We start from the raw sequence: 25,794 nt of genomic DNA on the forward strand, positions 1-25,794 counted from the left end.
GATTCTAGCGAGAAAATGCTTTAAAGCTTCTGAATAAATAATTCACGATCAAAACGGTACTGTGGAAAAAATACACCGTCTTTTGCCCGTTCACCTGCACCAATCACCATGACGGGATATTGCTGATCATTCAGTTTCAAGATTTTTCGAACCATCGGTTCATCAAAACCTTCCATCATACAGCTGTCAAAGCCATAGGCACGTAAGGCTAAAACCAGATTTTCACAGGCGAGGGCTGTGGTTTTGGTTGCCCATAATTTTGCATCGGCAGGATTAAACGCCGTCACAGGCAGTTGTTTGTCAAAGGTACGCACCAATTTAAATGCAACTTTTTTGACATTGCCCAAGGTGTTGAAGTAACCCGTTTTATAATTGTAGGGAATCACGCGATAATATTTTTGCACCGCGGGTGGCGTTTCGGGGAAAGGAAATTCACTGATATTGCGCTTCGCCATGTCGTCCAAACGGTCAGTGCGTGCGATGCAGACAATCAGTTCAGCCGCTGTTTTAGCCGCCAACTGGTTTAAACAGGCTTTGACCAATTGCTTTTTCTTGGTTGGACTTTGCACCAGATAAAATGTCCACGGTTGCAAATTGGAGGAGTTCGGTGCGAGCAGTGCCAAATCTAAACAGGCATCTAATACCTCACTGGGAATGGCACGCTCAGTAAATTTTCTGACGGAACGACGACTTTCGATGACCTTGCGAAAATTGGCAACATCAATATCTTGCGGAGCAGGTTCGTAATAGCGTGGTTTGCCTGATGCATCAGGAATGAATTGGGGTTGATCTGGATTAGTCATAATTGGAATTTATAAAGTGAAGTTATGTTGTTCTCAGCATATAACGCGGTAGCTTTAGCTGTTGTTGTATTTGGGTGAGCCAAAACAAAAGGGGCAAACTGCCCCTTTAGATACTCAATTAATTAAATTGAGAAAAATCAGGTTTACGTTTTTGCATAAAGGCAGCCACGGCTTCCATCATCTCTGGTGAGCCAACGCGGTCCATGAAGATTTCAGCTTCGTGATCAATCCAAGCCACAATTTCATTGACATTGTGCTTCATCAGACTTTTAGATTGAACTAAAGAAGCGAGCGGTAACGCAGACAATTGTGCTGCTTTCTTGGCTGCTGTTGCATAAACATCATCTTCAATACTGTTCACAAGGTTTGCAGAAACAGCAGTTGCACTATCAAATTTTTGCGCAGTGAGCAGCAATTCTGAAGCTTTCAGGTAGCCCGCTTGCTGAACCAATAATTTACTTGAAGCCCCTTCAGGTGATAAACCTAGGCTCACAAATGGAATTTGAAAGAGTGCCGTATTGTCACTATACACTAAATCGCAATGTAAAAGTATCGTCACCCCAATGCCAATTGCCACACCACGAACAGCAGCAATTAAGGGTTTTGAAAACTTGGCAGCAGATTTAAGGAGAATAAATGGAGGACCTTCAGATGTAGGTGCTTGGCCTTTTTGCGCAGCAGATTTCATAAAGTCCTGCATGTCATTTCCTGCAGTGAAATCAGCATCTTCACCACGTAAAATCACCACGCGTACTTCTTTAGATTGATCCGCTTCATCAAGGGCCTTTGCAATCCATAGATACAATTCACCATACAGTGCATTTTTTGCTTTTGGGCGGTTAATGGCTAAAGTCAGAATACCGTTGTCTAAATTTGCATTTAAATGTTCATGTGGTTGTTGAATACAACTGAGTGTCATCGTACTATCCTTGCTTTAAAATTTAGTTAAATTTTATGTGCCATTATGTCGTATCTTGATGAAGAAGAGTGCTACTGATGAGTTCATAAAAAAGTTCATGTCCTATGAAACATACATTTGATTATCTGGTTTTTATTGGTCGTTTTCAGCCGTTCCACTTGGCACATATGCGGACTATTCAAATCGCACTGGAACTGAGTGACGCTGTGATTTTGGCTTTGGGTTCTGCACAAATGGAACGCAATATTAAAAATCCATTTACCGCCCAAGAACGCGAACAGATGATTTTATCGAATTTTTCTGAGGAAGATGCAGCGCGCATTCGTTTTGTGCACGTGATTGATGTGTATAACGATAAAAAATGGGTCAATCTGGTGAAAACCTTGGTGGCTGGTGTGGTTCGACCTGAACATAAGGTGGGCTTGATTGGTCATTTTAAAGATGAATCTTCTTACTATTTAGAACTGTTTCCAGAATGGGAAATGGTGGAAATTGATAGTCTAGAAGATGCAATGTCGGCGACGCCAATGCGAGAAGCTTTTTACCGTGGTGAAATTTGGGAAGATCGATTTCCGCAAGGAACGATTGAGTTTTTACAAAAGTTCAAGCAAAGCGCGATTTATCAACAATTACAACACAAATACCAGACCCAAGATAAAAGCAATCTTGAGTAAAATAGGGGTTCATCTCCTCGGCTGAGGAATGGACATGAATGCCAGTGTTGTTAATGATCAAATCCCACATCGATTGAATGCTTTTTGGGTGTATTCCTGTGTCTTTGTCATGGGTATGCAGGTTACTCAAGCGGGTGTATGGCATCTCACCTCCGACTCCGAAGTTGGCTTTCATATTGATTCTTTTGGAGTAACTTTTGCCAAAGGTCAATTTGAACAAGTTCAGTCGACCATGCAATTTGATCTAGAGCAACCTGAACGTGCCAATGCTCAGGTGGTACTGGATATCAACAGTATCAGCATGAGTAAGCCTTCCTTGAAAGCCATGGTTTTAGGCCCAGATTTGTTCTATGCAGACAAATATAAAACAGCCACTTTTAAAAGTACCCAATTTAAAACGCTCGGCAATGATCGCTACCAAATTTTAGGCAATTTAACCCTACGTGGGGTGACCCGTCCCATTACGTTTGATGCCAAATTAACGCCACATTCCGAGCATCCTGAGCTGCTCAATGTTGAAGCGCATACCATCATTCGCCGTAGCGATTTTGGGATGAAAAAAGCCATGGGCGGTATTGGGGAAAAAGTAAATATTCAGGTGATCGGGCAGTGGAAAACTAACGACTAAGCATTTTGTACTCTCTGTGTTACAGGTGTTCCAATTAAAAAGAAGTGTTCATTTGCTGGTTCATATAGCTTGGTGCTTTGTCAATAATATCGCGTGTCAGTTGTGCCAATGATGGGGATTGCTGTTTCCAGTGATGCCAGTACAACTGAATATTGATATGTACATCGGGTAAAAGCTCCACCCATTCTCCTGTTTGTAGGCGTTGCCCAATTTGATAATCAGGCACCATGCCAAATCCCAAACCATATTCAATTGCTTCAATAAAAGCGGTGGAGGATGGTATAAAGTGGTGTGGATAGCTTTCTACCGTTAAGCCAAATTTTTCCAAAATCATATCGGTATGCAGATGGTCTTTATCATTATAAATCACGGCTGGCGCCATTCTTAAACTTTGACGATTTAAACCTTGCGTAAACCAGCGTCGAGTGAATTCAGGGGTCGCCACCATTCGATAATTCATGCTGCCCAAGCGTGTTGCAACACAGCCTTTCATGGGATGTTGCTCCGTAGAAATGCAGGCACTCACCAAACCTGCCGCAAGTAAATGATGGGTTTGCGTTTGATCATCGACTTTAAGATGCACCACAATTTTTTCACGTAATAGCGTTTCACGTATCGCTCGCAGTAACCACGTGGCAAGGGAGTCATCATTGCTGGCAATATTGAGTTGGTAGAATTGCGATTCAGGGGTTTGCCCCGTTAAGTCCTGTAACAGGTTTTGTTCTAAGCGTCGGGTGTGCTGCAAATAGTGCAATAACGATAAGCCCGCCTGAGTAGCACGGCAAGGGCGTTCCCGCACAATCAGTAAATGACCTAAAGATTTCTCCAGACTTTGTACACGCATGGTAACGGCCGATGCTGTGATGCATAAGCGTTCAGCTGCTAAGTCAAAACTGCCTGTTTCAGCGACAGCTAAGAAGGCGTCACATTGTTTACTATTCAGCATGGAGAAGCTCAGGTCTAATCATTAGTCATGCTGATAATCTAAGATAAATTGAGTTAAATTGATATTTTTTTAGTTTTATTTAGTTGAATAAAAAATCCTTGATAATGCGATGAAGCAAAAAATCTGAGTGGAAAAGTCATGCTACAAACGTATGTACAAGGGATCGCGATCGGTATGAGTCTGATCGTGGCGATTGGGGCGCAAAATGCGTTTGTTTTAAAACAGGGTTTAAAGCAACAGTCTGTATTTTGGGTCTGCTTCGTTTGTGCATTGTCCGATTCTATTTTAATTCTTCTAGGGATTACGGGCTTTTCTGTGGTGCTTCAGCATTACCCTGAAGTTTTGGGAATGGCAAAGTGGGCAGGGGCGTTATTTTTATTTTGGTATGGCTTTCAACATATGATTGCTGCATTCAAATCGAATCAGGGTTTACATGCAGCACAGCAGAATGAGACCAATTTGGGTCAAATCTTGTTGGTGTGTTTGGCTTTAACTTGGTTGAATCCGCATGTGTATTTAGATACCGTGGTGTTGATCGGTTCCATTTCAACGCAATTTGAACACAGCAAACTCTATTTTGCTTTAGGTACCATCACGGCTTCATGGTTGTTCTTTTTTAGTTTGGGCTACGGGGCACGACTATTAACCCCAATTTTTGAAAATCCGAAGGCATGGAAAGTTTTGGATGGATTGATTACCCTGATTATGTGGAGTATTGCACTGTCATTAATTGTGGATGCATAAGAATAAAAGCCGCTACGTTGAATGAAAACGATAGCGGCAGTATTGATTAAGCTTGTAGAGCTTTTAAGTCTGTAAGGACTTGTTCGGCATGTCCCGCTGCTTTGACTTTGCGATATTCTTTGACAAGTTTACCGTTATGGAAAATAAAAGTTGAGCGTTCAATGCCCATCACTTGTTTGCCATACATATTCTTTTCTTTAATGACATCAAAGTGCTTGCACAGGACTTCTTCTTTATCACTGATCAGGTCAATGCTTAGCGATTGTTTGGCTGTAAAGTTTTGGTGCGCTTTGACCGAGTCACGAGAAACGCCAAAGATGGTGGTGTTGAGCGCATCAAACTGGTCTTTTAAACACGAAAAGCCAACTGCCTGCGTGGTACAGCCAGGCGTTGAATCTTTCGGATAGAAATACACAATCAGCCATTCAGTTGGGACTTCAGTTAAGTTAACTTCACCTGTGGTGGTCGGGAAGATTTGATTTGGAAGTTGGATGCTATCCGTCATGGTTTATCCTTCAATCTGGTGTTGTTCTAGTTCAAGCGGTAAAAAGGCGTAGTTTTCATGATAGAGAATACCACCTTTCACAATATTCAGGGCGTGTTGGAAAATAGGACCATCAATCACGGTGGTATGGAATTCACCCGCTTCTCCGCAAGGGTCAATCCCTCGGTCTACGAGTTGTTGAATATAGTCCAGTGTCAGGACTTGTCCCAAATCTTCAACTTTCATGCCTAAGTTCAGATTAACCGTGACAATGATGCTTTGAAATCCGAGTGAGATAAATTCCTGCACAATCTCGAGGCGCGGGCGCTGCCAAAGCGGCATGCATAAACTGAGCTGGCTTTTATCACACACCGATTGATTCCATTCAGCATGTGCCAGCAAATCAATATCACCTGTCACCAAAGTTTCTGCACCAAGGGCTTGGGCTTTTTGCAGGAGTTGAATGAAATGACTTTCATACTCTTGCCAAGTCGCTGAAGCCGTGAAGATGGGGAGTCCGATCGCCTTAGCCTGCGCATGAATGATGTCAAGTGACATGCCATGTGAGCGTGACTTTAAACCTTGTTCTTCCAGCATCACAATTAGCGCAACAGCTTCGCCCATCTGCATGGCTTGGTAGAGAGCAAGGCTGCTGTCTTTACCACCACTATAAGAGGCGACAAATTTTTGACCTTGGGCATTGGTATTCCATTCAACAAGCATAGTTCGGCTCTTTCAATTTTGTGGCATAGAAAAAGCCTGCATAAAGCAGGCTTGATTCATGGTTCGCGAATTATTTTTTCGCTTGCGCGTTTTTCATTGCTTCTTCAGTTAAAGACTTTAATTTAGTGGTTAACTGAGGACCAAAGCAGGCTTGTAAGTCTTTGTTTTGCTTTTGAACGAAAGCAAGTGTGCTCGGACTTTTCTTTTGGTTAATGGTGCTTTGAATTTCCCATTTTTGCGCATTGGTTAATTTGCCGTCTGCTTCCACTGCACAAGTACAGTATTTGCTTACTTCAGCGCTTGATAATTTATTACCTTTGGCTGTTTCTTCTTTACAAACATTAATTAACGCAGATTTTACATTGGTGCTTTTATACGCTTCTTGTAGTTTGTTTGATTCAGCAGCATGTGATGCAGTTGCGAACAACGCAGCTGCTGAAACCAATGTAGAAAGAATAATGTTTGATTTTAAATTTTTCATAAACTGTACCCTGTTATTACGGTATATAACGTGTTGGGTCTGCTACGCCTGCATCTTCAAAGCCTTGTTTGCGTAAGCGGCAGCTGTCGCATTTACCACAAGCACGTCCTTGGTCATCTGCTTGGTAGCAAGACACCGTTTGACTATAGTCTACGCCATGTTCAATACCTAAGCGAATGATATTTGCTTTGGATAAATGTAACAGAGGTGTTTCAAATTTAAGAGGTTTTCCTTCCACACCCACTTTGGTTGCCAAGCGTGCCATGTTAGCAAAAGCTTCAATATATTCTGGGCGGCAGTCAGGATAGCCTGAATAATCAACGGCATTCACGCCAATTACAATCGCTTCAGCACCAAATACTTCAGCAGCAGCTAGGGCATATGACAAGAAAATCGTGTTACGTGCTGGAACATAAGTTACAGGAATACCTTCTTGCAGCTGTTCTGGTACATCAATACTGTGGTCAGTTAAGGCTGAACCACCTAAGTTACTTAAATCAATATTAATAATACGATGTTCAACACCAGCACGTTGCGCTAAGGCTTTTGCAGCATCAAGTTCTGTGGTAGAGCGTTGACCATACATGAAGCTAATCGCCATGCATTCATAACGTGCTTGCGCCCAAGCTAAACAAGTAGTTGAGTCTAAACCGCCAGATAACAAGACTATGGCACGAGTGCGCATATGTGAATCTCCTAAATATCTAAAAGCAATTAACGACCAGTTTCATCGTTCCACAACAGTTTATGTAGCTGGAGCTGGAAACGAACAGGGAGATGGTCTTCTAAAATCCATTGCGCTAAGTCACGCGCAAGTTGCGGTAAGCGTGCAGCACCTTTTTCTACAGCAAAAGCAGGGGAGAACCAAACGGTACTGACTTTATCCTGTAGTTGATACTGGGCAAGCTGTTGTTTTGACCATTCATAGTCTTCACGGTTACAAATCACGAATTTAATCTGATCATGCTGAGTTAAGTGATCAAGGTTAGACATTAAATTACGCTGTTCTTCACCAGAAGTTGGAGTTTTCAGGTCTAAAACTTTGGAAACACGCGGGTCGACTTTAGACACATCTAAAGCACCGCTGGTTTCTAATGATACCTCACAGCCTAAATCTGCAAGACGGGTCATTAAGGGTAATGCATTCGGTTGAGCCAGTGGCTCGCCACCTGTGACACACACATACGGTGTTTTAAAGTCCAGCGTGGTTTGAATAATCTGTTCGAGCGATTGGCGCTCGCCACCTTCAAACGAGTAGGTGGTATCACAATAAGTACAACGTAACGGACAGCCCGTTAAACGGATAAATACCGTTGGAAGTCCTGCTGTATTGGCTTCACCTTGTAATGAATAGAAAATCTCCGTGATGCGTAAGCCCGCAGCCGGATCAGAAACAGGAATAGCCGAAGATCGGAGAGTATTCATAGCACAAGATAACCACAAGATAGAAAAATAAAAATCTCTACGATCATGACTGATCGTAGAGACCGAAAAGCATTTTGAAAAATTAGTCTTCGCGTAATAATTCGTTCAAGCTCGTTTTCGCACGAGTTTTCGCGTCAACTTTTTTCACGATAATTGCAGCATATAAGCTGTAAGTACCGCATTTAGAAGGAAGGCTACCAGAAACAACAACAGAACCTGCTGGTACGCGACCGTAGTGGATTTCGCCAGTTTCACGGTCATAAATTTTGGTTGATTGACCAATGAATACGCCCATTGAAATAACAGAACCTTCTTCAACAATTACGCCTTCAACGATTTCAGAACGTGCACCGATGAAGCAGTTGTCTTCAATAATGGTCGGGTTTGCTTGTAAAGGCTCGAGTACACCACCAATACCTACGCCACCAGACAAGTGAACGTTTTTACCGATTTGTGCACATGAACCTACAGTTGCCCATGTATCAACCATTGTGCCTTCATCTACATAAGCACCAATGTTGACATAAGATGGCATTAACACCACGTTTTTCGCTTGGAAGCTGCCTTTACGTGCAACTGCTGGAGGTACTACACGTACGCCTGCAGCTTTGAACTGTTCTTCAGTCCAACCAGAGAATTTAGTGTCAACTTTGTCGTAGAAACGAAGATCACAAGACTCAATTGGCTTGTTGTCGTTCAATTTGAACGATAACAACACTGCTTTTTTAAGCCATTGGTGAACAACCCATTCACCGTCGATTTTTTCAGCAACGCGTAATGTACCGTTGTCTAAACCAGCAATCGCCTGTTCAACTGCATCACGAATTTCAGCAGAGCAATCCGCTGCTGTGAAATTAGCGCGGTCTTCAAAGGCTTGTTCGATAATTGTCGAAAGCTGAGACATGATCTTCCTTCCAAAAAAATTTTGAAGATTTTACACTATATTTGCCCCAAAATAGATGAAAAATCGTCTTAAGATCGGAATTTATAATTAAGGTAGTTCTGTAAAAAACGATGTGAACTTGTATAAGTTGTTAAACAGATTATTATTTGCAAACTAAATTTACTGAAATATGTATCAAAAGTTAACACAAACCTAGCAAATCGTTCATAAAAAGTACTGATGTTCTGGTCTAGGATGAGTTCATCAAAACAACTTCACGATTAAAAAGTTTAATCATCTGAGGAGACCAGCAATGAAAAAATTAAGTTTAATTGCGATTGCAACAACAATGACCGCTTTTGCAGGGACAGCAATGGCAGAAGAACCTGTGATCAACGATGGTCGTGTTTCGAATCAGCTCATGCCAACGTCTGTGCGTGCTGAGGCTGGAACGACGGGATACGGTGGCGCAGTCACGTGGACCGCTAACCCGTATGTGGGTGTAACTCTCGGTTATAATGGTGGTGATGTTTCTACAACTGATGATATTTCAGTTGATGGTACGAAGTATGACTTAGATATGAAAAATAATACGACTTATTTGAATGCTGAGATTCGTCCTTGGGGAGCAAGTGAAAGTAAGTTTGCTAAATCTGTCTATGTTGCAGCAGGTGCTGCATACATTGATAATGACTATGATTTAACTAAACGTTCACAAGATGGTACGATCAAAATTAATGGAACCAATTATTCTTATGATGGTTCAGTAAATGGTCAGATGTCCTATAAAAATACTATTGCTCCATATGTTGGTGTAGGTTTCTCTCCTAAAGTAACTGATCGTATTGGTGTTTTTGGTGAAGTTGGTGCTTATTACACAGGTAATCCAACTGTAGAGTTAGATAAGCAAGGTACTTTTGTGAATGCAGCAGGCGGTAATGCAGAGCAAGATTTACGTGCTGAAGAAAATAAAATCCGCAATGACGATAAATATGCGTGGATGCCAGTGGCGAAACTCGGTGTCAGCTATCATTTCTAAACGATAATTTTGATAGAAAAACGGGCTCTATGCCCGTTTTTTAATGCTGTTTAACTACTTATTTTAAAAATGATGTCCGATTTTCCCACCAAACACCCAAGCATCATTTTGATTGACCGAGTATAAAGTGGCAATTTTACTTTCAGCTTCGACATCCTGAGCAGTTTTGGCTTTGTTAAAGCGTAAATAGTTTGTTCCCAAGGCAAAGAAGGACTGTGGTTGCCAGTAATAAAGCGCACCCAAACCGAGGCCGTAATAACCATCGACTGGACTTAAGGTCGAAGCGATATTGCCACTGCCCGAATCCCAACCAACATCGATGGTGGAAACCCAGCGCGGGCTGATTTGATGGGCAATCCCAATTTTCCCAGACCATTGATCTTCTTGATATTGAATCATTTTGAAGGAGCCGATTTCAGGCGCATATTGTGCCGCACTTGCAATGATGGCGGCAAACTGGGTCGGCTGAATAACGTAGTCGCTCCAATTCACCCAACGCAGTGAAGCATACAGCAGATTGCTTTGTGAAAGTCCCGTTTGGAAATCTAGATTGACTGAGGCAGGTGTTTCTATTGTGGTTTTATCTGCTGTGGTAAAGGTAATGGGCTGGTTTTGAATTGATTCATTTACATGAACTTGATGCTTTATTGCCGAGCGATAGGTCAGACTTGTGCGTAATGCATATTCGGGTATTTGATAACTAGCACCTGCCAACCAGCCGAGGGCATAATCTTTCTCGAATTCGGCACGATACCCGTTCAGGAAAGAAAAGCTTTGTCCAAAAACTTCTAGATTTCCCTCGAAGCTTTGCAGACCCAGCCCTGCATACACTTGCCATGAGGGGTTGAGCTGATAACCGACAAGACTGGTGATGTTGTGGCTGTCAAAATCAATTTCAGTGGCTTCAATTTCAATTGGTCCAATTACGGTATTGGGGCGGTAATGGTATTGAATATCGACACCAAAGGGTTGGTCAAAGATCAGTCCCACGGAAACTTTTGGATGAGGCTGAAATTTTAAAGCCGCCTGTACAAAATTCCGATCTTCGACAAAATTTCCTGTAGAAAAGTCAGTGACTCCAATTTCAGCTAATTCAGCTTGGTGTTGGACCTGACCTGAGATATCTGCATTTAAATGGGCGACGGTGAGTTCGGCATAGTTGCCTTTTTCATAAAATGACCAGATGGACTGACCTGAAAGTTCCATGCCACCCGCCTGCAATGTGGGGGGAATAAAGATAACCATAGAGGCAAAGGTTCGAAGCACCCACATATTGAAATACCTTGAATTATTATTAAATGAAGTGTTGTTTTGTGTGCGAGCGGTTTTATTGTGGTGAATTCTGCAGAATGAAGCAAGAGTTTTGCATTTTTGATGATGGGGTTGTTTTAGCTTATAGCAGGTGTAAAGAAAATGGAGGCAATAAAAAATTGCCTCCATTGTTGTTTTATTCTTCAGGATAAGCGACTTTTTTCAAGGCTTTGATATCGGTTTCAGGTGAGCATAGAGAAATAAACTCATAGCCATAACCACGAAGGAGATGTCCTTTGCGGACAGCCAACCATGTGGTGTTGATGCCAAAAATATCAGTTTGAATTTGCTTTAAACGATAGTCACGTTCAGCATCATAAGCGACATTGTTGACAATACCGACGCCCATACCCAACTCGACATAGGTCTTGATGACATCGGCATCAAGGGCAGACATGACAATATCCACATCGACATGCGCTGCTTCAAAAGCTTTGTCAATTTTAGAACGACCTGTGAAACCGCCGTGATAGGTAATCAATGGATACTGCGCCAAATCTGCCAATTCAATTTTTTCTTTTTGCGCTAACTCATGTTGCTGCGGGGTAATAATGCAGTGCTGCCAGTTATAAAATGGTACGCTTGCAAGATTATCTTCAGTGGTTAGAGATTCAGTCGCAATTCCAATATCGGCTTCACCTTGTAACAACATTTCGGTAATTTCAACAGGGCTGGCTTGTTGCAAAATCAAGTGAACCTTCGGGAACTCTTTTTTAAACAAGTTGACGATTGGCGGTAGCACATAACGTGCTTGAGTATGCGTGGTCGCGATGGTTAAGGTGCCTTCATCCACTTTATTAAAATCATCAGCCAGACGTTTAATATTGTCTGCATCCACCAGCATGCGTTCGACAATGCCCAGCAAGGCTTGTCCTGGTTCGGTTAAACCGAGAAGACGTTTACCTTTACGGATAAATAGCTGTACCCCTAATTCATCTTCCAGATCTTTAATATGTTTACTGACCCCAGATTGAGAGGTGTATAAGGCCGCAGATGCTTCGGTCAAATTGAAGTTCTGTCGCACTGTTTCTCGAATAATTCTGAGTTGTTGGAAATTCATTTCTCTATACCTTAAAGCGGTGAGGTGGAGATGCCTCACCTAAATGTCTCTATGCGACTTGATTTTCGAATAAGTGTAATGCAGTTGCACTTAACCAAACAGTTTGATTTGGTCTAAATTGATGTAATTTTGACTCTTCTGGGCTGAGTGTGATTTCAATCAGGTTGCCCTGACGGTCTTGTAACTCTGCCAAAACTTTACCCGCAATCCAAATTTCACGTAAAAAAGTGGCTTGAATGGCATTGTCTTGGGGCTGGGTATGAATGCGTAAGTCATTCGGTCGGGCAAAGGCAATCACATTACCATGCGGTGCATGTTGCGCTGCATCCAAATGAATACGATCTTCACCAAGTTGAATAATACCTTGATGATTTTGCCCTTCAAAGCGATTGGCCTGACCCAAAAAGTCGAATACAAATGGCGTTGCTGGTTTTTCATAGACCTCTCGTGGAGAACCAATTTGTTCCACATTACCTTTGTTCATCACAATAATCTGGTCAGCAACTTCCAGTGCTTCTTCCTGATCGTGGGTGACAAAAATAGAGGTAATGTGCAATTCATCGTGCAGAGTGCGTAACCAACGACGCAGTTCTTTACGTACTTTGGCATCCAGTGCACCAAAAGGCTCATCTAATAATAGTACCCGTGGTTCAACGGCTAAGGCACGTGCCAAGGCAATACGTTGGCGTTGTCCACCTGAAAGTTGCGCAGGATAGCGATCTGCCAAGAAACCCAGTTGCACCAAATCCAGTAAACGTGTCACACGTTTTTTGATTTCAGCTTCTGAAGGACGCGTCGCACGTGGACGTACACGCAAACCAAAAGCAATATTGTCAAACACTGTCATGTGACGGAACAGCGCATAGTGCTGGAATACAAAACCCACTTGACGTTCACGTACATGCACATCGGTGGCATCTTGACCTTCTAAAATTACTTGCCCGCCATCTGCCGATTCTAAACCTGCAATAATGCGGAGTAGGGTGGTCTTGCCGCAGCCAGAGGGTCCTAAAAGAGCAACCAATTGCCCCTCAGGGAAATCTAAAGAAATATTTTTTAGTGCATGGAATGCACCGAAGTGTTTTTCAATATTTTTTACTTGAATACTCATGGCTTCATTCCTATTTAAATACTTGAACTATGGTTCTGTTTTTCCTGACGATACTCGACCCAGGTTTTTAAAATTAAGGTCACAATTGCCAGTAAAGCCAGTAAGGAGGACACTGCAAAAGCCGCGCTAAAGGTGTACTCGTTATAAAGAATTTCAACATGCAGCGGTAGGGTGTTGGTTTCGCCGCGAATATGTCCAGAAACCACGGATACCGCACCAAACTCGCCCATTGCTCGCGCATTACATAGGATCACGCCGTAAATCAGACCCCATTTAATGTTGGGTAAAGTCACTTTCCAGAAGGTTTGCCAACCTGAAGCGCCAAGTACCATCGCAGCTTCTTCTTCTTCTGTCCCTTGAGCTTCCATGAGTGGAATTAGCTCACGTGCCACAAAGGGAACCGTAATAAACACGGTAGCCAAGACAATGGCAGGTACGGCATACAGAACTTTAATGTCATGATCCAGTAACCAGCTCCCCATCCAGCCCTGAGTACCAAAAATCAGCACCAGCATTAAACCTGCAATCACAGGGGAAACTGAAAATGGCAGATCAATTAAGGTGGTTAAAATCGATTTGCCACGGAAATTAAACTTGGCGACCGACCATGCTGCGGCGACACCAAACACCACATTCAATGGAACGGCAATAGCAGCCGTGAGTAAGGTTAATTTGACGGCAGATAAGGTGTCAGGATCGATTAAAGCCTGAACATACACAGCAACACTTTGCTTAAATGCTTCAACAAAAACCAGAATTAAAGGCAGCATTAAGCAGCTTAAAAAGAAGATTAAGGCAATGCTGAGTAAGGTGTAGCGTACCCAAACGGGTTCGCGAGTGGCATCACGAGACTGTAAGCGTTCAGCAAATGCATTGCCATTGGTCACTAAGCTCATATTGCTGTTCTCCCTGTACGACGGCTTGCCCATGCTTGTAATAAATTAATTAAAAACAGTAGTGCGAATGAAATGAGCAGCATCACCACGGCAATCGTCGTTGCACCTGCATAATCATATTCTTCTAAGCGTGAGATGATCATGAGTGGTGCAATCTCAGTTTTGAATGGCTGATTGCCAGCAATAAAAATTACAGAACCATATTCTCCCACACCGCGGGCAAAGGCCAATGCAAAACCTGTCAGTAAGGCAGGGAACAAAATCGGTAAAATAATCTTGGTCACAATTTGCAGACGATTCGCGCCTAAGGCTGAAGCGGCTTCTTCAAGTTCAGTTTCCAAATCGCTTAAAACGGGTTGCACAGTCCGAACTACAAAGGGAATGCCAATAAAAATCAGGGCAAGGGTAATCCCGATCGGGGTATAAGCCACTTGAATCCCTAAAGGATCAAGATATTGTCCCACCCAACCTGTTGGTGCATAGAGCGAGGTTAAGGCGATACCTGCCACCGCAGTCGGTAAGGCAAACGGTAAATCGACCAAGGCATCGACAATACGTTTCCCTGGAAAACGGTAACGTACTAAGCACCATGCCAGTAATAAGCCGAAGATCACATTAATGACTGCAGCCAATAACGCCGTGCTAAAACTGAGTTGCAGGGATTTTAAAATTCGTTCCGAACTTAAAATTTCCCATAAACCTGCCCAGCCAATGTCTAAAGATTTAATAAAAACGGCTGAAAGTGGAATCAGCACGATTAAAGATAAATAAGCGAGGGTAAAACCTAGCGAAAGTCCAAACCCTGGCAGCACTCGGGATCGCTGCGACATGACAATTCCTCAAAACTTGAGCAGACTGATCCAATAAAATCAGTCAAATAATTTGTGAATTAACTTATGCAGACCTTAGAGTGCATAGTTTAGAAAATGGGGTGAGTCATTAGACAGTCGCATTCGAGACATAGACTGTTCTGGAATCAGGTAGTCATAGATTTCAGGAAATGGACCGAAGCCTGATGCCACATTGATATGACCGACTTGACCTAGATTAATCGGCTTCAATTTCCAGTGCTGTGCCAGTTGCTGAGCATCTGCAAAACTTAACCACGGGTCGTTTTCACTGATCAGCATTGTGGTCGGAACTTGAATCTGCAGTTGCTGAAAAAATGCTTGATAATTCTGTTGGCTGTCTCGTGCAAAACCAGCTTCACCAAAACGGGCAGGATTGGCAGGTGCCACCAGAACCAAGTTTTTCACATGTTTCGTAAGTTCAGGATGCAGTGCCAATGCTGCTACAGTGGTTAAACACCCAAAGCTATGCGCCACAATCTGAAGGTCACCTTGAATCGGTTTTAGTGTCTTCACAAATTGTGCAACCCAGTCTTGTAAGACTGGCTGGTTCCAGTCGGTCTGATGCACACTGGAGCAAGACATGAGATTACGTTGTAACCAAGACTGCCAGTGCTGTGCTTCACTACCACCTACACCCGGTACGATAACGGTATGAATCATGACGTTGCTCCTTCGTGAATATATGATCGATTATTTAGCGCTGTTGGCTTTCACGATCTGATCGAATACACCACCATTTTCGAAGTGTTGCTTTTGAACTTTTGCCCAGCCACCGAACTCCTGATCAATCGTGACCAGTTTTAAGGGCTTAAATACATTTTTGTACTGCGCCAAAATTGTGGCATTTCGTGGACGATAAAAATGTTTGGCTGCCAGTTGTTGTCCAAGTGGTGAATACAAGAAGTTTAAATAGCCCTGCGCCAGATATTGCGTGCCATGCTTGTTCACATTTTTTTCAACTATCGCCACTGGTGGTTCTGCCAGAATCGATAAAGATGGCGTCACAATTTCAAACTTGCCTGGTTGCTCACGTACCGCAAGATAGGCTTCATTTTCCCAAGCCAGCAACACGTCGCCTATACCGCGCTCAGCAAAGGTTGTGGTCGCACCGCGAGCGCCTGAATCCAGCACTTTGGTATTTTTATATATTTGGCGGACAAACTCTTGTGCTTTGGCATCATTGCCATTGGGTTGGTGTTTTGCCCAAGCCCAAGCGGCTAGATAATTCCAGCGTGCGCCTCCCGAGGTTTTCGGGTTTGGGGTAATAATGCCCACATTGGGTTTGACCAAGTCACCCCAATCTTTAATGCCTTTAGGATTGCCTTTACGAACTAAAAATACGATGGTCGAGGTATAAGGGGTGGAGTTTTGAGGCAGTTTTTTCTGCCAGTCGGTTGGCAGTAGTTTGGCTTTCTCTGCAATTACGTCAATATCGGCAGCCAGTGCTAAAGTTACGACATCGGCTTCAAGTCCATCAATCACGGCACGGGCTTGTTTGCCTGAACCACCGTGAGATTGTTTGAAATTGACCTGTTGACCAGTACGGCTCTGCCAGTATTTGCCAAACTGTGTGTTGACATCATCGTACAATTCACGTGTCGGATCATAAGAAACGTTTAAGAAATCTCGTGCCGATGCATTCACGGAAGTGATGGAAATCAGTGCAGCGATCACCCCAAGTTTTAAGCTAGAAAAGCGCATGTGTTGCCTCAATAATTCTGTGTGTTTGTGCTATGAGGCAAGAATAGCGCTGAGTTTTTTGCAAAAAAAATAATAAAAAACGAATTTTATATGAATAAAAAAGCAATAAAATTTAAACTAGACTGCCTACACTACGGCAGGATCAAAAGGACCGTTCAATCATGCTCTGTTTTAAAAATACGCAAGAAGTCAAAGACATTGCTTTGCTTGATCGAGCTTTTCACTATGGTGATGGTTGTTTTACTACGGCACGCATTGTCGAGAGTAAAATTGAGCTCGAAGCCTTGCATTACGCGCGTTTGAAGCTGGCTTGTGAACGATTGTCGCTGTATGTTGATTGGGATGTTATTGCAACTACATTGGCATTAATGCAGCAGCAATGCTCTGATCTAAATGGCACATTGAAGGTGGTCATCAGTCGTGGTGAAGGGCAACGCGGTTATAGCTTGCCGAATCATCCAGCCGATTTATGGGTGTTTTATTACCCTAAAACGGTTGAGCATTTCCATTATGAAAAAATTCAATCGGGTGTCTTACAGTCGGTAATGGGCTTGAGTATGCCAAATTTGGTTGGCATTAAAAGTTTAAACCGCATAGAGCAGGTCTTGCTAAAACAGGAAGCCGATCAACGTGGCTGGTTAGAAGCCTTGGTGCTGGATGTTCAGGGCTCAGTTGTAGAAGGTGTAAGCAGTAATTGTTTCTTTCGCATAAATGACACATGGATTACGCCTGAACTTCGTTATAATGGCGTGCATGGTGTGATGCGCGCTGAGATTCTTGGTCGTATGCAGCAGCAGGGGATTCAATGTGAGCAGCGTTTGGTCGATTCGGTAGAGATTCCAAATATCCAGAGTCTGTTTTTCTGTAATGCCTTGCAACCCATGAGAATTACCACAGAGTTGGATCAGCAAACGTTAATGGTTGAACCCTGTATTGAACTTTTTAATACCTTAAAATTGAATCAGATAGCCTAATCTTATTATGAGCAGTAAACCAAAACCGAAAAAAAAGCCTGCAAAGAAAAGCACGCCAACTTCAAAATTCTCCGCTAAAAAATGGGGAATTTTTATTGGGCTATTCCTTGTAGTTATCGTCACTGTACTTTGGTCGAGCTTGTTTAAGGCTTATCCTGTGGAAGGGAAAAAGCAGCTGTTGGCGATTGGGCAGGGCGATAGCTATTCAGGTCTGATTGATCGTTGGTCGAAAGAAAGTAAGATTCATTTTCCAATCATTTTAAAGCTCTATCAAAAAGTGATGATTCATGACAGCTTAAAAGCGGGCGTGTATGAAATTCATCAAGGTATGAGTGTACGTCAGGTGTTGGAATTGGTTTCTAACGCTGAAAATGCACAGATGAATCGAGTTTTGGTGATTGAGGGCACGACCTTTAAGCAACTGATTGAACAGTTAAAACAAAATCCGATGGTGACCAAGGAAGTCTCGAATTTACCGCAAGCGGAAATGTTGCAGGCACTGAATATTCCATATTCGCATCCTGAAGGGCTATTTGCGCCTGATACCTATTTCTTTAACAAAGGCGAGTCGGACAAGAAGATTTTAACCGATTTGTACCGTCGCCAAATGAAGAATCTAGATCAGGCATGGGAAAAGCGTGCACCAAATTTACCGTATAAAGATAAATATGAAGCGCTGATTATGGCGTCGATTGTAGAAAAAGAAACCAGTCTGGACAATGAGTTAGAACAGGTATCTGGGGTGTTTGTACGACGTTTGCAAAAAGGAATGCGTTTACAAACTGATCCGACCGTGATTTACGGGATGGGAGATCGTTATCAGGGCAATATTACCCGTCAGGATTTAAGAACGCCGACCGCATATAACACCTACACCATGAGTGGCTTGCCGCCAACACCAATCGCATTACCAAGTAAAAAGGCCATTGAAGCCGCGATGCACCCCGACAATGCTGACAATATTTATTTTGTCGCAACGGGGAATGGTGGACATAAATTTAGCGCGACACTGGAACAACACAATCGCGCAGTCAAAGAGTATTTAAACGTTTTAAAGTCGAAGCAGGAGTGAGACATGTTTATTAGTTTTGAAGGCACGGAAGGTGTCGGGAAAACCACTCTGATTCGTAAAATTCATGAGCATTTTCAACAGCAAGGCAAAGATGTCGTGCTGACTCGTGAGCCAGGTGGAACGCCAATGGCTGAGCAAATCCGTAGTCTACTGCTAGCCGTGAATCATGATGAATTGATGTCGAATGACACTGAGCTATTGTTGATCTATGCAGCTCGTGCACAGCATTTACAACAAGTGATCGTGCCAGCTTTAGAGGCGGGGAAAACAGTGTTATGTGACCGTTTTACTGATGCCAGTTTTGCTTATCAATGTTCGGGTCGTGGCTTAGATCAGACTAAATTAAACTTATTAAACGATCATTTTGTTTCGCATATGCCCAATATTACGTTTTGGCTGGATGCTCCGATAGAAACAGGTATGGCGCGTGCCCGTGAACGTGGCGCTTTAGATCGCTTTGAGCAAGAAAAAGTCAGTTTCTTTGAAAAAGTTCGTGCGGGTTATCAAACCTTATGGGAACAACAACCAGAGCGCATGAAGCGTTTAGATGCGACTCAAACGCCAGAACAAGTCTTTGCTCAAGCTTTGTCGTTTTTGGCCTAAGGGTTGATCGAATTTCCTAGTGTCGATCATTCCATAATCTTTTATAGTGATGATCGAATAGGGAAGACGGATAACAATACGCAATGAATATGCAAAGTAAACAAGCTGAAATTATTCAGTTTTTGATGCAACATTTTCCACAAAGTTTAGAAAAATGTGACATTGAATCTGTGACGGATCGCGGAGCAACGGTTGTTTATCACATAGATGAACGTGATTTACGCCCAGGCGGGACGGTGTCAGGACCGACCATGATGACGGTTGCAGATTATGCCTTGTATATTGCAATACTGGGCGAGATCGGTATTGTCGGGCTAACCGTTACCACCAATTTGAATATCAATTTTTTGCGTAAGCCCGCAGCTTCACAAGATTTGCGCGGCGTCTGCAAACTGATGAAAGTGGGTAAAGCCTTAATCGTAGGTGAGGTTTGGATTTACTCAGTCAATGAAGATGAACCCGTGGCGCATGTCACAGGAACTTATTCAGTGCCACCGCAGCGCCCGGTCATATAATAACCCATTGGGTTGATTGTTTTAATCTTCAATGGAATTACTTAAAATACAGGTACAGTCGATGAGAGACTGTACCTGTTTAGCTTTACTTAAACATTGACCAGTGGTGTTTCAACTTGGAAATTAGGCGGCGTGAGTACGGTTTTGCGTAATTCAGGTGCTAATTCTGGATAATCCAAGGTGAAATGCAAACCACGCGATTCTTTGCGTTCCATCGCGCAGCGCACAATCATTTCCGAGACCAAGACCAAGTTGCGCAGTTCAATCAGGTTTTTGCTGACTTGATAATCTTCATAGTACTCGGTGATTTCACGCTTGAGCATTTCAATACGGTGTAGCGCACGTTGTAAACGCTTGGTCGTGCGCACAATGCCGACATAGTTCCACATGGTTTGACGTAATTCATCCCAGTTTTGCAGAATAACGACATCTTCATCTGGGTTCATGACCTGAGAATCATCCCATTCTGGTACTGCTGGTAAATGGTAGTCGGCGACATATTGCGATTTGATATGCTCCGCGGCACTCATGCCGTACACGAAACATTCAAGTAGGGAGTTACTCGCCATACGGTTTGCACCATGCAGTCCTGTATAGGAGGTTTCACCCACAGCATATAAGCCCTGAATATCAGTCTGGCTATGCTCATCTACCACGACACCACCACAGGTGTAATGTGCGGCAGGGACTACAGGAATCATTTCCTTGGTAATGTCGATGCCTAATTCGAGCAATCGCGCATATAAAGTCGGGAAGTGTTCTTTCACAAAAGCTTCTGGTTTATGCGTAATGTCTAACCAGACATGGCGTATTCCTAAGCGTTTGATTTCATAATCAATTGCACGTGCGACAATATCACGAGGCGCTAATTCAGCACGTTCATCAAAACGTAGCATAAAGCGTTCGCCATCAGGCAGTCTTAAATATGCACCTTCACCACGCATGGCTTCGGTAATCAGGAAAGAGCGAGCTTGTGGGTGGTATAAACAGGTTGGATGGAATTGGTTAAATTCCATATTCGCCACGCGACAACCTGCACGATATGCCATGGCAATACCATCACCCGTAGCAATATCAGGATTTGAGGTATAAAGATAAGCCTTCATCGCGCCACCGCAAGCCAGTGCAGTAAACGGAGCTAAAAAGGTATGTACTTGTTCGGTTTTTTCATCCAGCGCATAAAGCCCGAGCGCTCGATTATGGCTTTCTTCCAGACCAAGTTTTTGCGAGGTAATAAGATCAATCGCAATGAAATTTTCAAAAATCGTAATATTGTCTTTTTCTTGTGCACGCTGTACCAGTGTGGTCGAAATGGCACGACCCGTCGCGTCTGCTGCGTGAATAATACGACGCTGCGAATGACCACCTTCACGGGTTAAATGTAACTGCGATTGTTCATCTAAAGTGAACTGTACGCCGTTATTGAGTAAGAAATCGACAGAAGGTTTGCCGCCTTCGACGGTTTGTTTGACTGCATCAAGTTCACATAATTGTGCACCTGCAATCATGGTGTCATCAATGTGCTGTTGAATGGAATCCGTTTCATCCAAAACAGCGGCAACCCCACCTTGTGCATAGTAGGTACTGGCATCCGTCAGGGTCGATTTTGCTAAAACTGCAATGTTGAAATGATGAGGTAATGACAGTGCTAAACTTAAACCTGCGCCACCACTGCCCACAATAATCACATCAAATTGATGCGTTGAGCTTAAATTAGACATTTCCATCAGCTAATTTTAAAAAAAGTTTGGTAATGACAACGCTTTTTGCGATAAAAGGCAAGTGTAAAATAGTCGAGTCTTAATCAGAAAAAGCAATCAAGGCGCACAAACATCATCTAAAAATAAGTACTTGTTTTGCTAAAACATAATTGAACATATTATTACGCAAGAATAACAAGTTTTATGATAAAAATTTTTTTGTCAAAGACGTAACAATAATTGAGTGAATGAGTTTTATGAATAGTGGCTATCTACAAAAAGGAATGTATGCTGCGGTATTTACGATGGCGGCAGTACAAACACAAGCCGCACCTGCCGTAGATTTTTCAAATTTAGTTGAGCAAGTCAGTCCTGCGGTTGTGAGTGTGAATGTGGTCAAAAAAATGACCCAAGAAGAAATTATGCAACAACAAGTCCCTGAAATCCTGAAGCGTTTTTTTGGTAATCAGGTCATCATTCCACAGCAACAGGTTCCGCAAGAAAAGACCGCTTATGGGAGTGCTTTTTTCATCAGCAAAGATGGTTATCTGCTGACCAATCATCATGTGGTAGAGAATGCCTCGAAGGTCACCATTATGCTGAACGACCGTCGAGAACTGGATGCTACCGTTGTGGGGAGTGATGAACGTACCGATGTGGCGTTGCTGAAGGTCAAAGGTGATCAATTTCCGTCACTCAAAACGGGGAATGTAGATCAATTGAAAGTGGGCGAGCCTGTGTTGGCGATTGGTTCACCTTTCGGCTTTGACTATTCAGCTTCGGCGGGTATTGTCAGTGCCAAAATGCGTAACATGATGGGTGAAACATCCGTACCATTTATTCAAACTGATGTGGCTTTAAACCCGGGTAACTCAGGTGGGCCATTATTTAACCAGCGCGGGGAAGTGGTGGGTGTCAACTCACGTATTTTCAGTGGAACAGGCGGTTATATGGGCTTGTCGTTTTCCATTCCAATTGATGTCGCCATGGATATTGCGGATCAGTTGAAAAAGAATGGTAAAGTGACTCGTTCTTACTTAGGTGTCATGATGCAGGATATCGACCGTAATTTGGCAGAATCCTACAACTTGCCAAAACCTGAAGGTGCTTTAATCACGGATGTGACAGCGAATTCCCCAGCATCCAAAGCTGGCTTAAAGTCAGGTGATATTGTACTGAAATATAATGGCGCATCCATTTCACGTACGTCTGAATTACTCAATTATTTAAACCGTTCAGTTCCAAATCAAACCATTCAGCTTGAAGTGTTGCGAGATGATAAAACACGAAATATTTCAGCAACTTTAACCACAGCTCCAGATGATACACCTGCTAAAGCTCAACAAGTGTCTGAAAGTACGGGGCCCAAAATTGGCGTTGCCATTCGTGATTTAACACCAACAGAATTGTCACAGCTGAATATTCAGGGTGGTGTACTCATTCAGGATGTGATGCGTGGTGGCGTAGCATCACAGGCGCGAATTTTGCCGGGAGATGTCATTACACAATTGAATAGTACGACCATTAAGAATGCGAATGATTTTGTAAAAGCAGTTTCAGGGTTGAAGAAAGAGACCGTGGTGCGTGTGTCATTGATTCGTGAAGGACAGCGTGCCATTGTAGGTATGCGTATTTAAAGATCTGATTTTCAAGAGTGCATTCAACTAGAAAATGCCAGTCTATTCAGTTTAGACTGGCATTTTATTTGGCTGATATACAATTCAGCAGACAACCTGATGGAAATAAAAACATGGTTTTTAGAACTCGAATGAAACCGTGGAAAGGATGAGCGAATTAATGAGTGCGATTTTTGATTTAGATTTAACGGTTCAACCCGAGCATATCGATGCTTTGGGGCATGTCAATAATGTGGTGTATGTGCAGTGGATGCAAGATGTCGCAACAGCACATATTGACCAGTTAGGACTGGGGATCCAGCAATATTTAGAGTTGAAACATGCCATGGTTGCTGTGGAACATCATGTGCAATATCGAAAAGCTGCATTATTGGAAGATCAAATTGTTCTGCGTACATGGTTAAGCGATATCAATAGCATGTATTTATTTCGTCAGTATGCGTTTTATCGTCCAGTCGATCAGGCCGTGTTATTTATGGGGCAAACCAAGTGGGCTTGCGTAGAAATTGCCACGGGTCGGCCAAAACGTATTTCACCCACCTTCTCGCAAGCCTATCAACCGTTAAACGAGCAGATTAATCCGCTGGATTTTAGTGTTTCTTATCTTGCTTAAAGGCTTCATGGCGTAATGTTTGAAAAATGTACAGTCTTAAAAACCTGAGCGTTTAAACGAATTTATCACTTTTTCATTTTTGCAATCTGTTATAATCGGCAGCAATTTGTTTAACCGCTTACGCTTAGTACCTCTGCTTTGTACTTGGCACTATTTTTTTCTTAAGGTAACTCATGGCGCAAGCTAAAAAATCCGTTGATATCAATAACATCCGAAATTTTTCGATTATTGCTCACATTGACCATGGTAAGTCGACTTTGGCTGACCGTTTTATTCAAATGTGTGGCGGTTTACAAGATCGTGAAATGCAAGCCCAAGTTTTGGACTCGATGGAGTTAGAACGCGAACGTGGGATTACCATTAAGGCAGCGTCTGTAACGTTGTATTACACTCATCCAAATGGTCAAGAGTATCAATTGAACTTCATTGATACACCGGGACACGTAGACTTTTCCTATGAAGTTTCGCGTTCATTGGCAGCGTGTGAAGGGGCATTATTGGTTGTGGATGCTGCACAAGGTGTAGAAGCACAATCAGTTGCAAACTGCTATACCGCGATTGAGCAAGGTCTTGAAGTTCTACCAATTTTGAACAAAATTGACTTGCCGCAAGCTGAGCCTGAGCGTGTGATTCACGAAATTGAAGAAATTATCGGTATTGAAGCGACAGATGCGCCAACATGTTCTGCAAAAACAGGTCTGGGCGTTGAAGGTGTGCTTGAGCGTTTAGTGGATGTCATTCCTGCACCAGTAGGTGATCGTGAAGCACCTTTACAAGCCTTAATTATTGACTCGTGGTTCGATAATTACCTTGGCGTTGTGTCTTTGGTCCGTATCAAGCAAGGTCGTATCCGTAAGGGCGACAAAATGTTGGTGAAATCAACTGGACAAACCCATCCAGTCACTTCTGTTGGTGTGTTTAATCCAAAACATACAGAAACTGACATGCTCGAAGCGGGTGAAGTAGGTTTCGTGATCGCAGGGATTAAAGACATTTTTGGTGCGCCAGTGGGTGATACTATCACGCTTGCAGCTACGCCAGAAGTGACCACTTTACCTGGTTTCAAAAAAGTGAAACCACAGGTTTATGCTGGTCTGTTCCCAATCGATTCGAGTGATTTTGAGCCGTTCCGTGAGGCATTGCAGAAATTACAAATTAACGATTCTGCTTTGTTCTTCGAACCTGAAAGTTCGGATGCGCTTGGTTTTGGTTTCCGTTGTGGCTTCTTGGGAATGCTACACATGGAGATCGTTCAAGAGCGTCTTGAGCGTGAATATGACCTTGATTTGATTAGCTCTGCACCTACGGTTGTATATGAAGCTTTGACTAAAAAAGGGGAAACGATTTATATCGACAGCCCATCGAAAATGCCTGATGGTTCGACGGTAGAAGACTTACGTGAACCAATTGCAGAATGTCATATTCTCGTACCGCAAGAATACTTGGGTAACGTGATGACCTTATGTATCGAGCGTCGCGGTGTACAAAAGGACATGAAATTCTTGGGTAACCAAGTATCTGTGACTTTTGAAATTCCAATGGCTGAAGTGGTGATGGACTTCTTCGACCGATTGAAGTCGTGTTCACGTGGTTTTGCCTCTCTGGACTACAACTTTGTACGTTTTGAAAGCTCATCTTTGGTTAAAGTTGATGTCTTAATTAATAGTGAAAAAGTGGATGCATTGGCGATGATTTGTCACCGTCAAGATGCTCGCCATCGTGGTATTGCACTGGTTGAGAAGATGAAAGATTTGATTCCGCGTCAAATGTTCGATGTGGCAATTCAGGCAGCCATTGGTGCACAAATTATCGCGCGTTCAACAGTTAAGGCAATGCGTAAAAACGTCTTGGCGAAATGTTATGGCGGTGACGTTTCACGTAAGAAGAAACTCCTTGCTAAACAGAAAGAAGGTAAGAAACGCATGAAGCAAGTGGGAAGCGTTGAAATCCCGCAAGAAGCGTTCTTGGCTGTGTTGAAAGTAGAAAGATAAGAATTAGAGG

The 25,794-nt window shown here is 42.9% G+C and carries 28 protein-coding genes; 11 read left to right on the top strand and 17 right to left on the bottom strand.

The annotated features are described in order from the left end of the window. Window positions 1–20 precede the first annotated feature (20 nt). Together ACWQ4X_RS01865 and ACWQ4X_RS01870 are read right to left on the bottom strand one after the other, a co-directional pair. Window positions 21–803 (bottom strand): nitroreductase family protein, encoded by a 783-nt coding sequence (locus ACWQ4X_RS01865; protein ID WP_457902504.1) that lies wholly within the window; start codon window positions 801–803, stop codon window positions 21–23. A gap of 118 nt (window positions 804–921) precedes the next feature. Next, window positions 922–1,722: an enoyl-CoA hydratase-related protein gene (locus ACWQ4X_RS01870; RefSeq protein WP_457902505.1), complete on the bottom strand. Its 801-nt coding sequence runs from the start codon at window positions 1,720–1,722 to the stop codon at window positions 922–924. A 104-nt stretch (window positions 1,723–1,826) separates the two neighbouring features. Here ACWQ4X_RS01870 and ACWQ4X_RS01875 point away from each other — a divergent pair, with 104 nt between their 5' ends. Together ACWQ4X_RS01875 and ACWQ4X_RS01880 are read left to right on the top strand one after the other, a co-directional pair. Continuing rightward, window positions 1,827–2,396 carry a nicotinate-nicotinamide nucleotide adenylyltransferase gene (locus ACWQ4X_RS01875; protein WP_457902506.1) on the top strand — a complete coding sequence of 190 codons (570 nt, stop codon included), beginning with the start codon at window positions 1,827–1,829 and terminating at the stop codon, window positions 2,394–2,396. A gap of 109 nt (window positions 2,397–2,505) precedes the next feature. After that, complete coding sequence (locus tag ACWQ4X_RS01880; RefSeq protein ID WP_457902669.1) at window positions 2,506–3,024, top strand: YceI family protein; 519 nt, start codon at window positions 2,506–2,508, stop codon at window positions 3,022–3,024. A gap of 34 nt (window positions 3,025–3,058) precedes the next feature. Here ACWQ4X_RS01880 and ACWQ4X_RS01885 read toward each other — a convergent pair whose 3' ends face one another. Then, complete coding sequence (locus ACWQ4X_RS01885; RefSeq protein ID WP_457902507.1) at window positions 3,059–3,970, bottom strand: LysR family transcriptional regulator ArgP; 912 nt, start codon at window positions 3,968–3,970, stop codon at window positions 3,059–3,061. Between the two features lie 138 nt (window positions 3,971–4,108). On the opposite strand from ACWQ4X_RS01885, the gene ACWQ4X_RS01890 reads away from it, so the two are divergent. Then, window positions 4,109–4,714, top strand: a complete 606-nt coding sequence (locus tag ACWQ4X_RS01890) for a LysE/ArgO family amino acid transporter (RefSeq protein WP_457902508.1) — start codon at window positions 4,109–4,111, stop codon at window positions 4,712–4,714. A gap of 46 nt (window positions 4,715–4,760) precedes the next feature. Here ACWQ4X_RS01890 and ACWQ4X_RS01895 read toward each other — a convergent pair whose 3' ends face one another. The 6 genes from ACWQ4X_RS01895 to dapD all read right to left on the bottom strand — a co-directional run bounded on the left by ACWQ4X_RS01895 (window position 4,761) and on the right by dapD (window position 8,731). After that, entirely contained in the window at window positions 4,761–5,219 is a 459-nt protein-coding gene (locus ACWQ4X_RS01895) for a peroxiredoxin (protein ID WP_457902509.1), read from the bottom strand. Window positions 5,220–5,222: 3 nt separating this feature from the next. Further along, window positions 5,223–5,921 (bottom strand): Dph6-related ATP pyrophosphatase, encoded by a 699-nt coding sequence (locus ACWQ4X_RS01900; protein WP_457902510.1) that lies wholly within the window; start codon window positions 5,919–5,921, stop codon window positions 5,223–5,225. A gap of 70 nt (window positions 5,922–5,991) precedes the next feature. After that, window positions 5,992–6,402, bottom strand: a complete 411-nt coding sequence (locus ACWQ4X_RS01905) for a hypothetical protein (RefSeq protein ID WP_100241332.1) — start codon at window positions 6,400–6,402, stop codon at window positions 5,992–5,994. Between the two features lie 16 nt (window positions 6,403–6,418). Beyond that, window positions 6,419–7,087: a 7-cyano-7-deazaguanine synthase QueC gene (gene queC / locus ACWQ4X_RS01910; protein ID WP_100241331.1), complete on the bottom strand. Its 669-nt coding sequence runs from the start codon at window positions 7,085–7,087 to the stop codon at window positions 6,419–6,421. 29 nt (window positions 7,088–7,116) lie between these two features. After that, window positions 7,117–7,827, bottom strand: a complete 711-nt coding sequence (queE, locus tag ACWQ4X_RS01915; protein WP_142768205.1) for a 7-carboxy-7-deazaguanine synthase QueE — start codon at window positions 7,825–7,827, stop codon at window positions 7,117–7,119. Window positions 7,828–7,909: 82 nt separating this feature from the next. Beyond that, complete coding sequence (dapD, locus tag ACWQ4X_RS01920; RefSeq protein ID WP_100241329.1) at window positions 7,910–8,731, bottom strand: 2,3,4,5-tetrahydropyridine-2,6-dicarboxylate N-succinyltransferase; 822 nt, start codon at window positions 8,729–8,731, stop codon at window positions 7,910–7,912. Window positions 8,732–9,023: 292 nt separating this feature from the next. On the opposite strand from dapD, the gene carO reads away from it, so the two are divergent. Next, window positions 9,024–9,749, top strand: a complete 726-nt coding sequence (carO, locus tag ACWQ4X_RS01925; RefSeq protein WP_457902511.1) for an ornithine uptake porin CarO — start codon at window positions 9,024–9,026, stop codon at window positions 9,747–9,749. A gap of 63 nt (window positions 9,750–9,812) precedes the next feature. On the opposite strand, the gene ACWQ4X_RS01930 is transcribed toward carO, so the two are convergent. The 7 genes from ACWQ4X_RS01930 to ACWQ4X_RS01960 form a co-directional block, all read right to left on the bottom strand. Next, window positions 9,813–11,021 carry an OmpP1/FadL family transporter gene (locus ACWQ4X_RS01930; protein WP_457902512.1) on the bottom strand — a complete coding sequence of 403 codons (1,209 nt, stop codon included), beginning with the start codon at window positions 11,019–11,021 and terminating at the stop codon, window positions 9,813–9,815. Window positions 11,022–11,196: 175 nt separating this feature from the next. Next, window positions 11,197–12,120 carry a CysB family HTH-type transcriptional regulator gene (locus ACWQ4X_RS01935; protein WP_142768207.1) on the bottom strand — a complete coding sequence of 308 codons (924 nt, stop codon included), beginning with the start codon at window positions 12,118–12,120 and terminating at the stop codon, window positions 11,197–11,199. A gap of 49 nt (window positions 12,121–12,169) precedes the next feature. Then, on the bottom strand, window positions 12,170–13,231 hold the full coding sequence (locus ACWQ4X_RS01940) for a sulfate/molybdate ABC transporter ATP-binding protein (RefSeq protein ID WP_457902513.1): 1,062 nt from the start codon (window positions 13,229–13,231) through the stop codon (window positions 12,170–12,172). Between the two features lie 14 nt (window positions 13,232–13,245). After that, window positions 13,246–14,127: a sulfate ABC transporter permease subunit CysW gene (cysW, locus tag ACWQ4X_RS01945; RefSeq protein WP_457902514.1), complete on the bottom strand. Its 882-nt coding sequence runs from the start codon at window positions 14,125–14,127 to the stop codon at window positions 13,246–13,248. Continuing rightward, window positions 14,124–14,957 (bottom strand): sulfate ABC transporter permease subunit CysT, encoded by an 834-nt coding sequence (gene cysT / locus ACWQ4X_RS01950; RefSeq protein ID WP_100241324.1) that lies wholly within the window; start codon window positions 14,955–14,957, stop codon window positions 14,124–14,126. The genes cysW and cysT overlap by 4 nt, the downstream gene beginning before the upstream one ends. A gap of 75 nt (window positions 14,958–15,032) precedes the next feature. Continuing rightward, a complete protein-coding gene (locus ACWQ4X_RS01955) occupies window positions 15,033–15,638 on the bottom strand; it encodes an RBBP9/YdeN family alpha/beta hydrolase (RefSeq protein ID WP_457902515.1) in 606 nt (201 codons plus the stop codon). Window positions 15,639–15,668: 30 nt separating this feature from the next. Beyond that, window positions 15,669–16,679, bottom strand: a complete 1,011-nt coding sequence (locus ACWQ4X_RS01960) for a sulfate ABC transporter substrate-binding protein (RefSeq protein ID WP_457902516.1) — start codon at window positions 16,677–16,679, stop codon at window positions 15,669–15,671. A gap of 161 nt (window positions 16,680–16,840) precedes the next feature. On the opposite strand from ACWQ4X_RS01960, the gene pabC reads away from it, so the two are divergent. The 4 genes from pabC to ACWQ4X_RS01980 all read left to right on the top strand — a co-directional run bounded on the left by pabC (window position 16,841) and on the right by ACWQ4X_RS01980 (window position 19,843). After that, complete coding sequence (pabC, locus tag ACWQ4X_RS01965; protein ID WP_457902517.1) at window positions 16,841–17,653, top strand: aminodeoxychorismate lyase; 813 nt, start codon at window positions 16,841–16,843, stop codon at window positions 17,651–17,653. A 7-nt stretch (window positions 17,654–17,660) separates the two neighbouring features. Next, window positions 17,661–18,725 carry an endolytic transglycosylase MltG gene (gene mltG, locus ACWQ4X_RS01970; RefSeq protein WP_457902518.1) on the top strand — a complete coding sequence of 355 codons (1,065 nt, stop codon included), beginning with the start codon at window positions 17,661–17,663 and terminating at the stop codon, window positions 18,723–18,725. Between the two features lie 3 nt (window positions 18,726–18,728). Next, complete coding sequence (gene tmk, locus ACWQ4X_RS01975; RefSeq protein ID WP_100241319.1) at window positions 18,729–19,328, top strand: dTMP kinase; 600 nt, start codon at window positions 18,729–18,731, stop codon at window positions 19,326–19,328. A gap of 89 nt (window positions 19,329–19,417) precedes the next feature. Continuing rightward, window positions 19,418–19,843 (top strand): PaaI family thioesterase, encoded by a 426-nt coding sequence (locus tag ACWQ4X_RS01980; RefSeq protein WP_457902670.1) that lies wholly within the window; start codon window positions 19,418–19,420, stop codon window positions 19,841–19,843. Window positions 19,844–19,932: 89 nt separating this feature from the next. Here ACWQ4X_RS01980 and nadB read toward each other — a convergent pair whose 3' ends face one another. Then, complete coding sequence (gene nadB, locus ACWQ4X_RS01985; protein ID WP_457902519.1) at window positions 19,933–21,570, bottom strand: L-aspartate oxidase; 1,638 nt, start codon at window positions 21,568–21,570, stop codon at window positions 19,933–19,935. 230 nt (window positions 21,571–21,800) lie between these two features. Between nadB and ACWQ4X_RS01990 the strand changes: the two genes are divergently transcribed. The 3 genes from ACWQ4X_RS01990 to lepA all read left to right on the top strand — a co-directional run bounded on the left by ACWQ4X_RS01990 (window position 21,801) and on the right by lepA (window position 25,784). Continuing rightward, window positions 21,801–23,180 carry a Do family serine endopeptidase gene (locus tag ACWQ4X_RS01990; RefSeq protein ID WP_457902520.1) on the top strand — a complete coding sequence of 460 codons (1,380 nt, stop codon included), beginning with the start codon at window positions 21,801–21,803 and terminating at the stop codon, window positions 23,178–23,180. Window positions 23,181–23,340: 160 nt separating this feature from the next. After that, a complete protein-coding gene (locus tag ACWQ4X_RS01995) occupies window positions 23,341–23,793 on the top strand; it encodes an acyl-CoA thioesterase (RefSeq protein ID WP_457902521.1) in 453 nt (150 codons plus the stop codon). 173 nt (window positions 23,794–23,966) lie between these two features. Then, complete coding sequence (gene lepA, locus ACWQ4X_RS02000) at window positions 23,967–25,784, top strand: translation elongation factor 4 (protein ID WP_142768218.1); 1,818 nt, start codon at window positions 23,967–23,969, stop codon at window positions 25,782–25,784. Window positions 25,785–25,794 lie beyond the last annotated feature (10 nt).

The sequence above is a fragment of the Acinetobacter sp. NigerLNRRAM0016 genome, assembly GCF_054112845.1.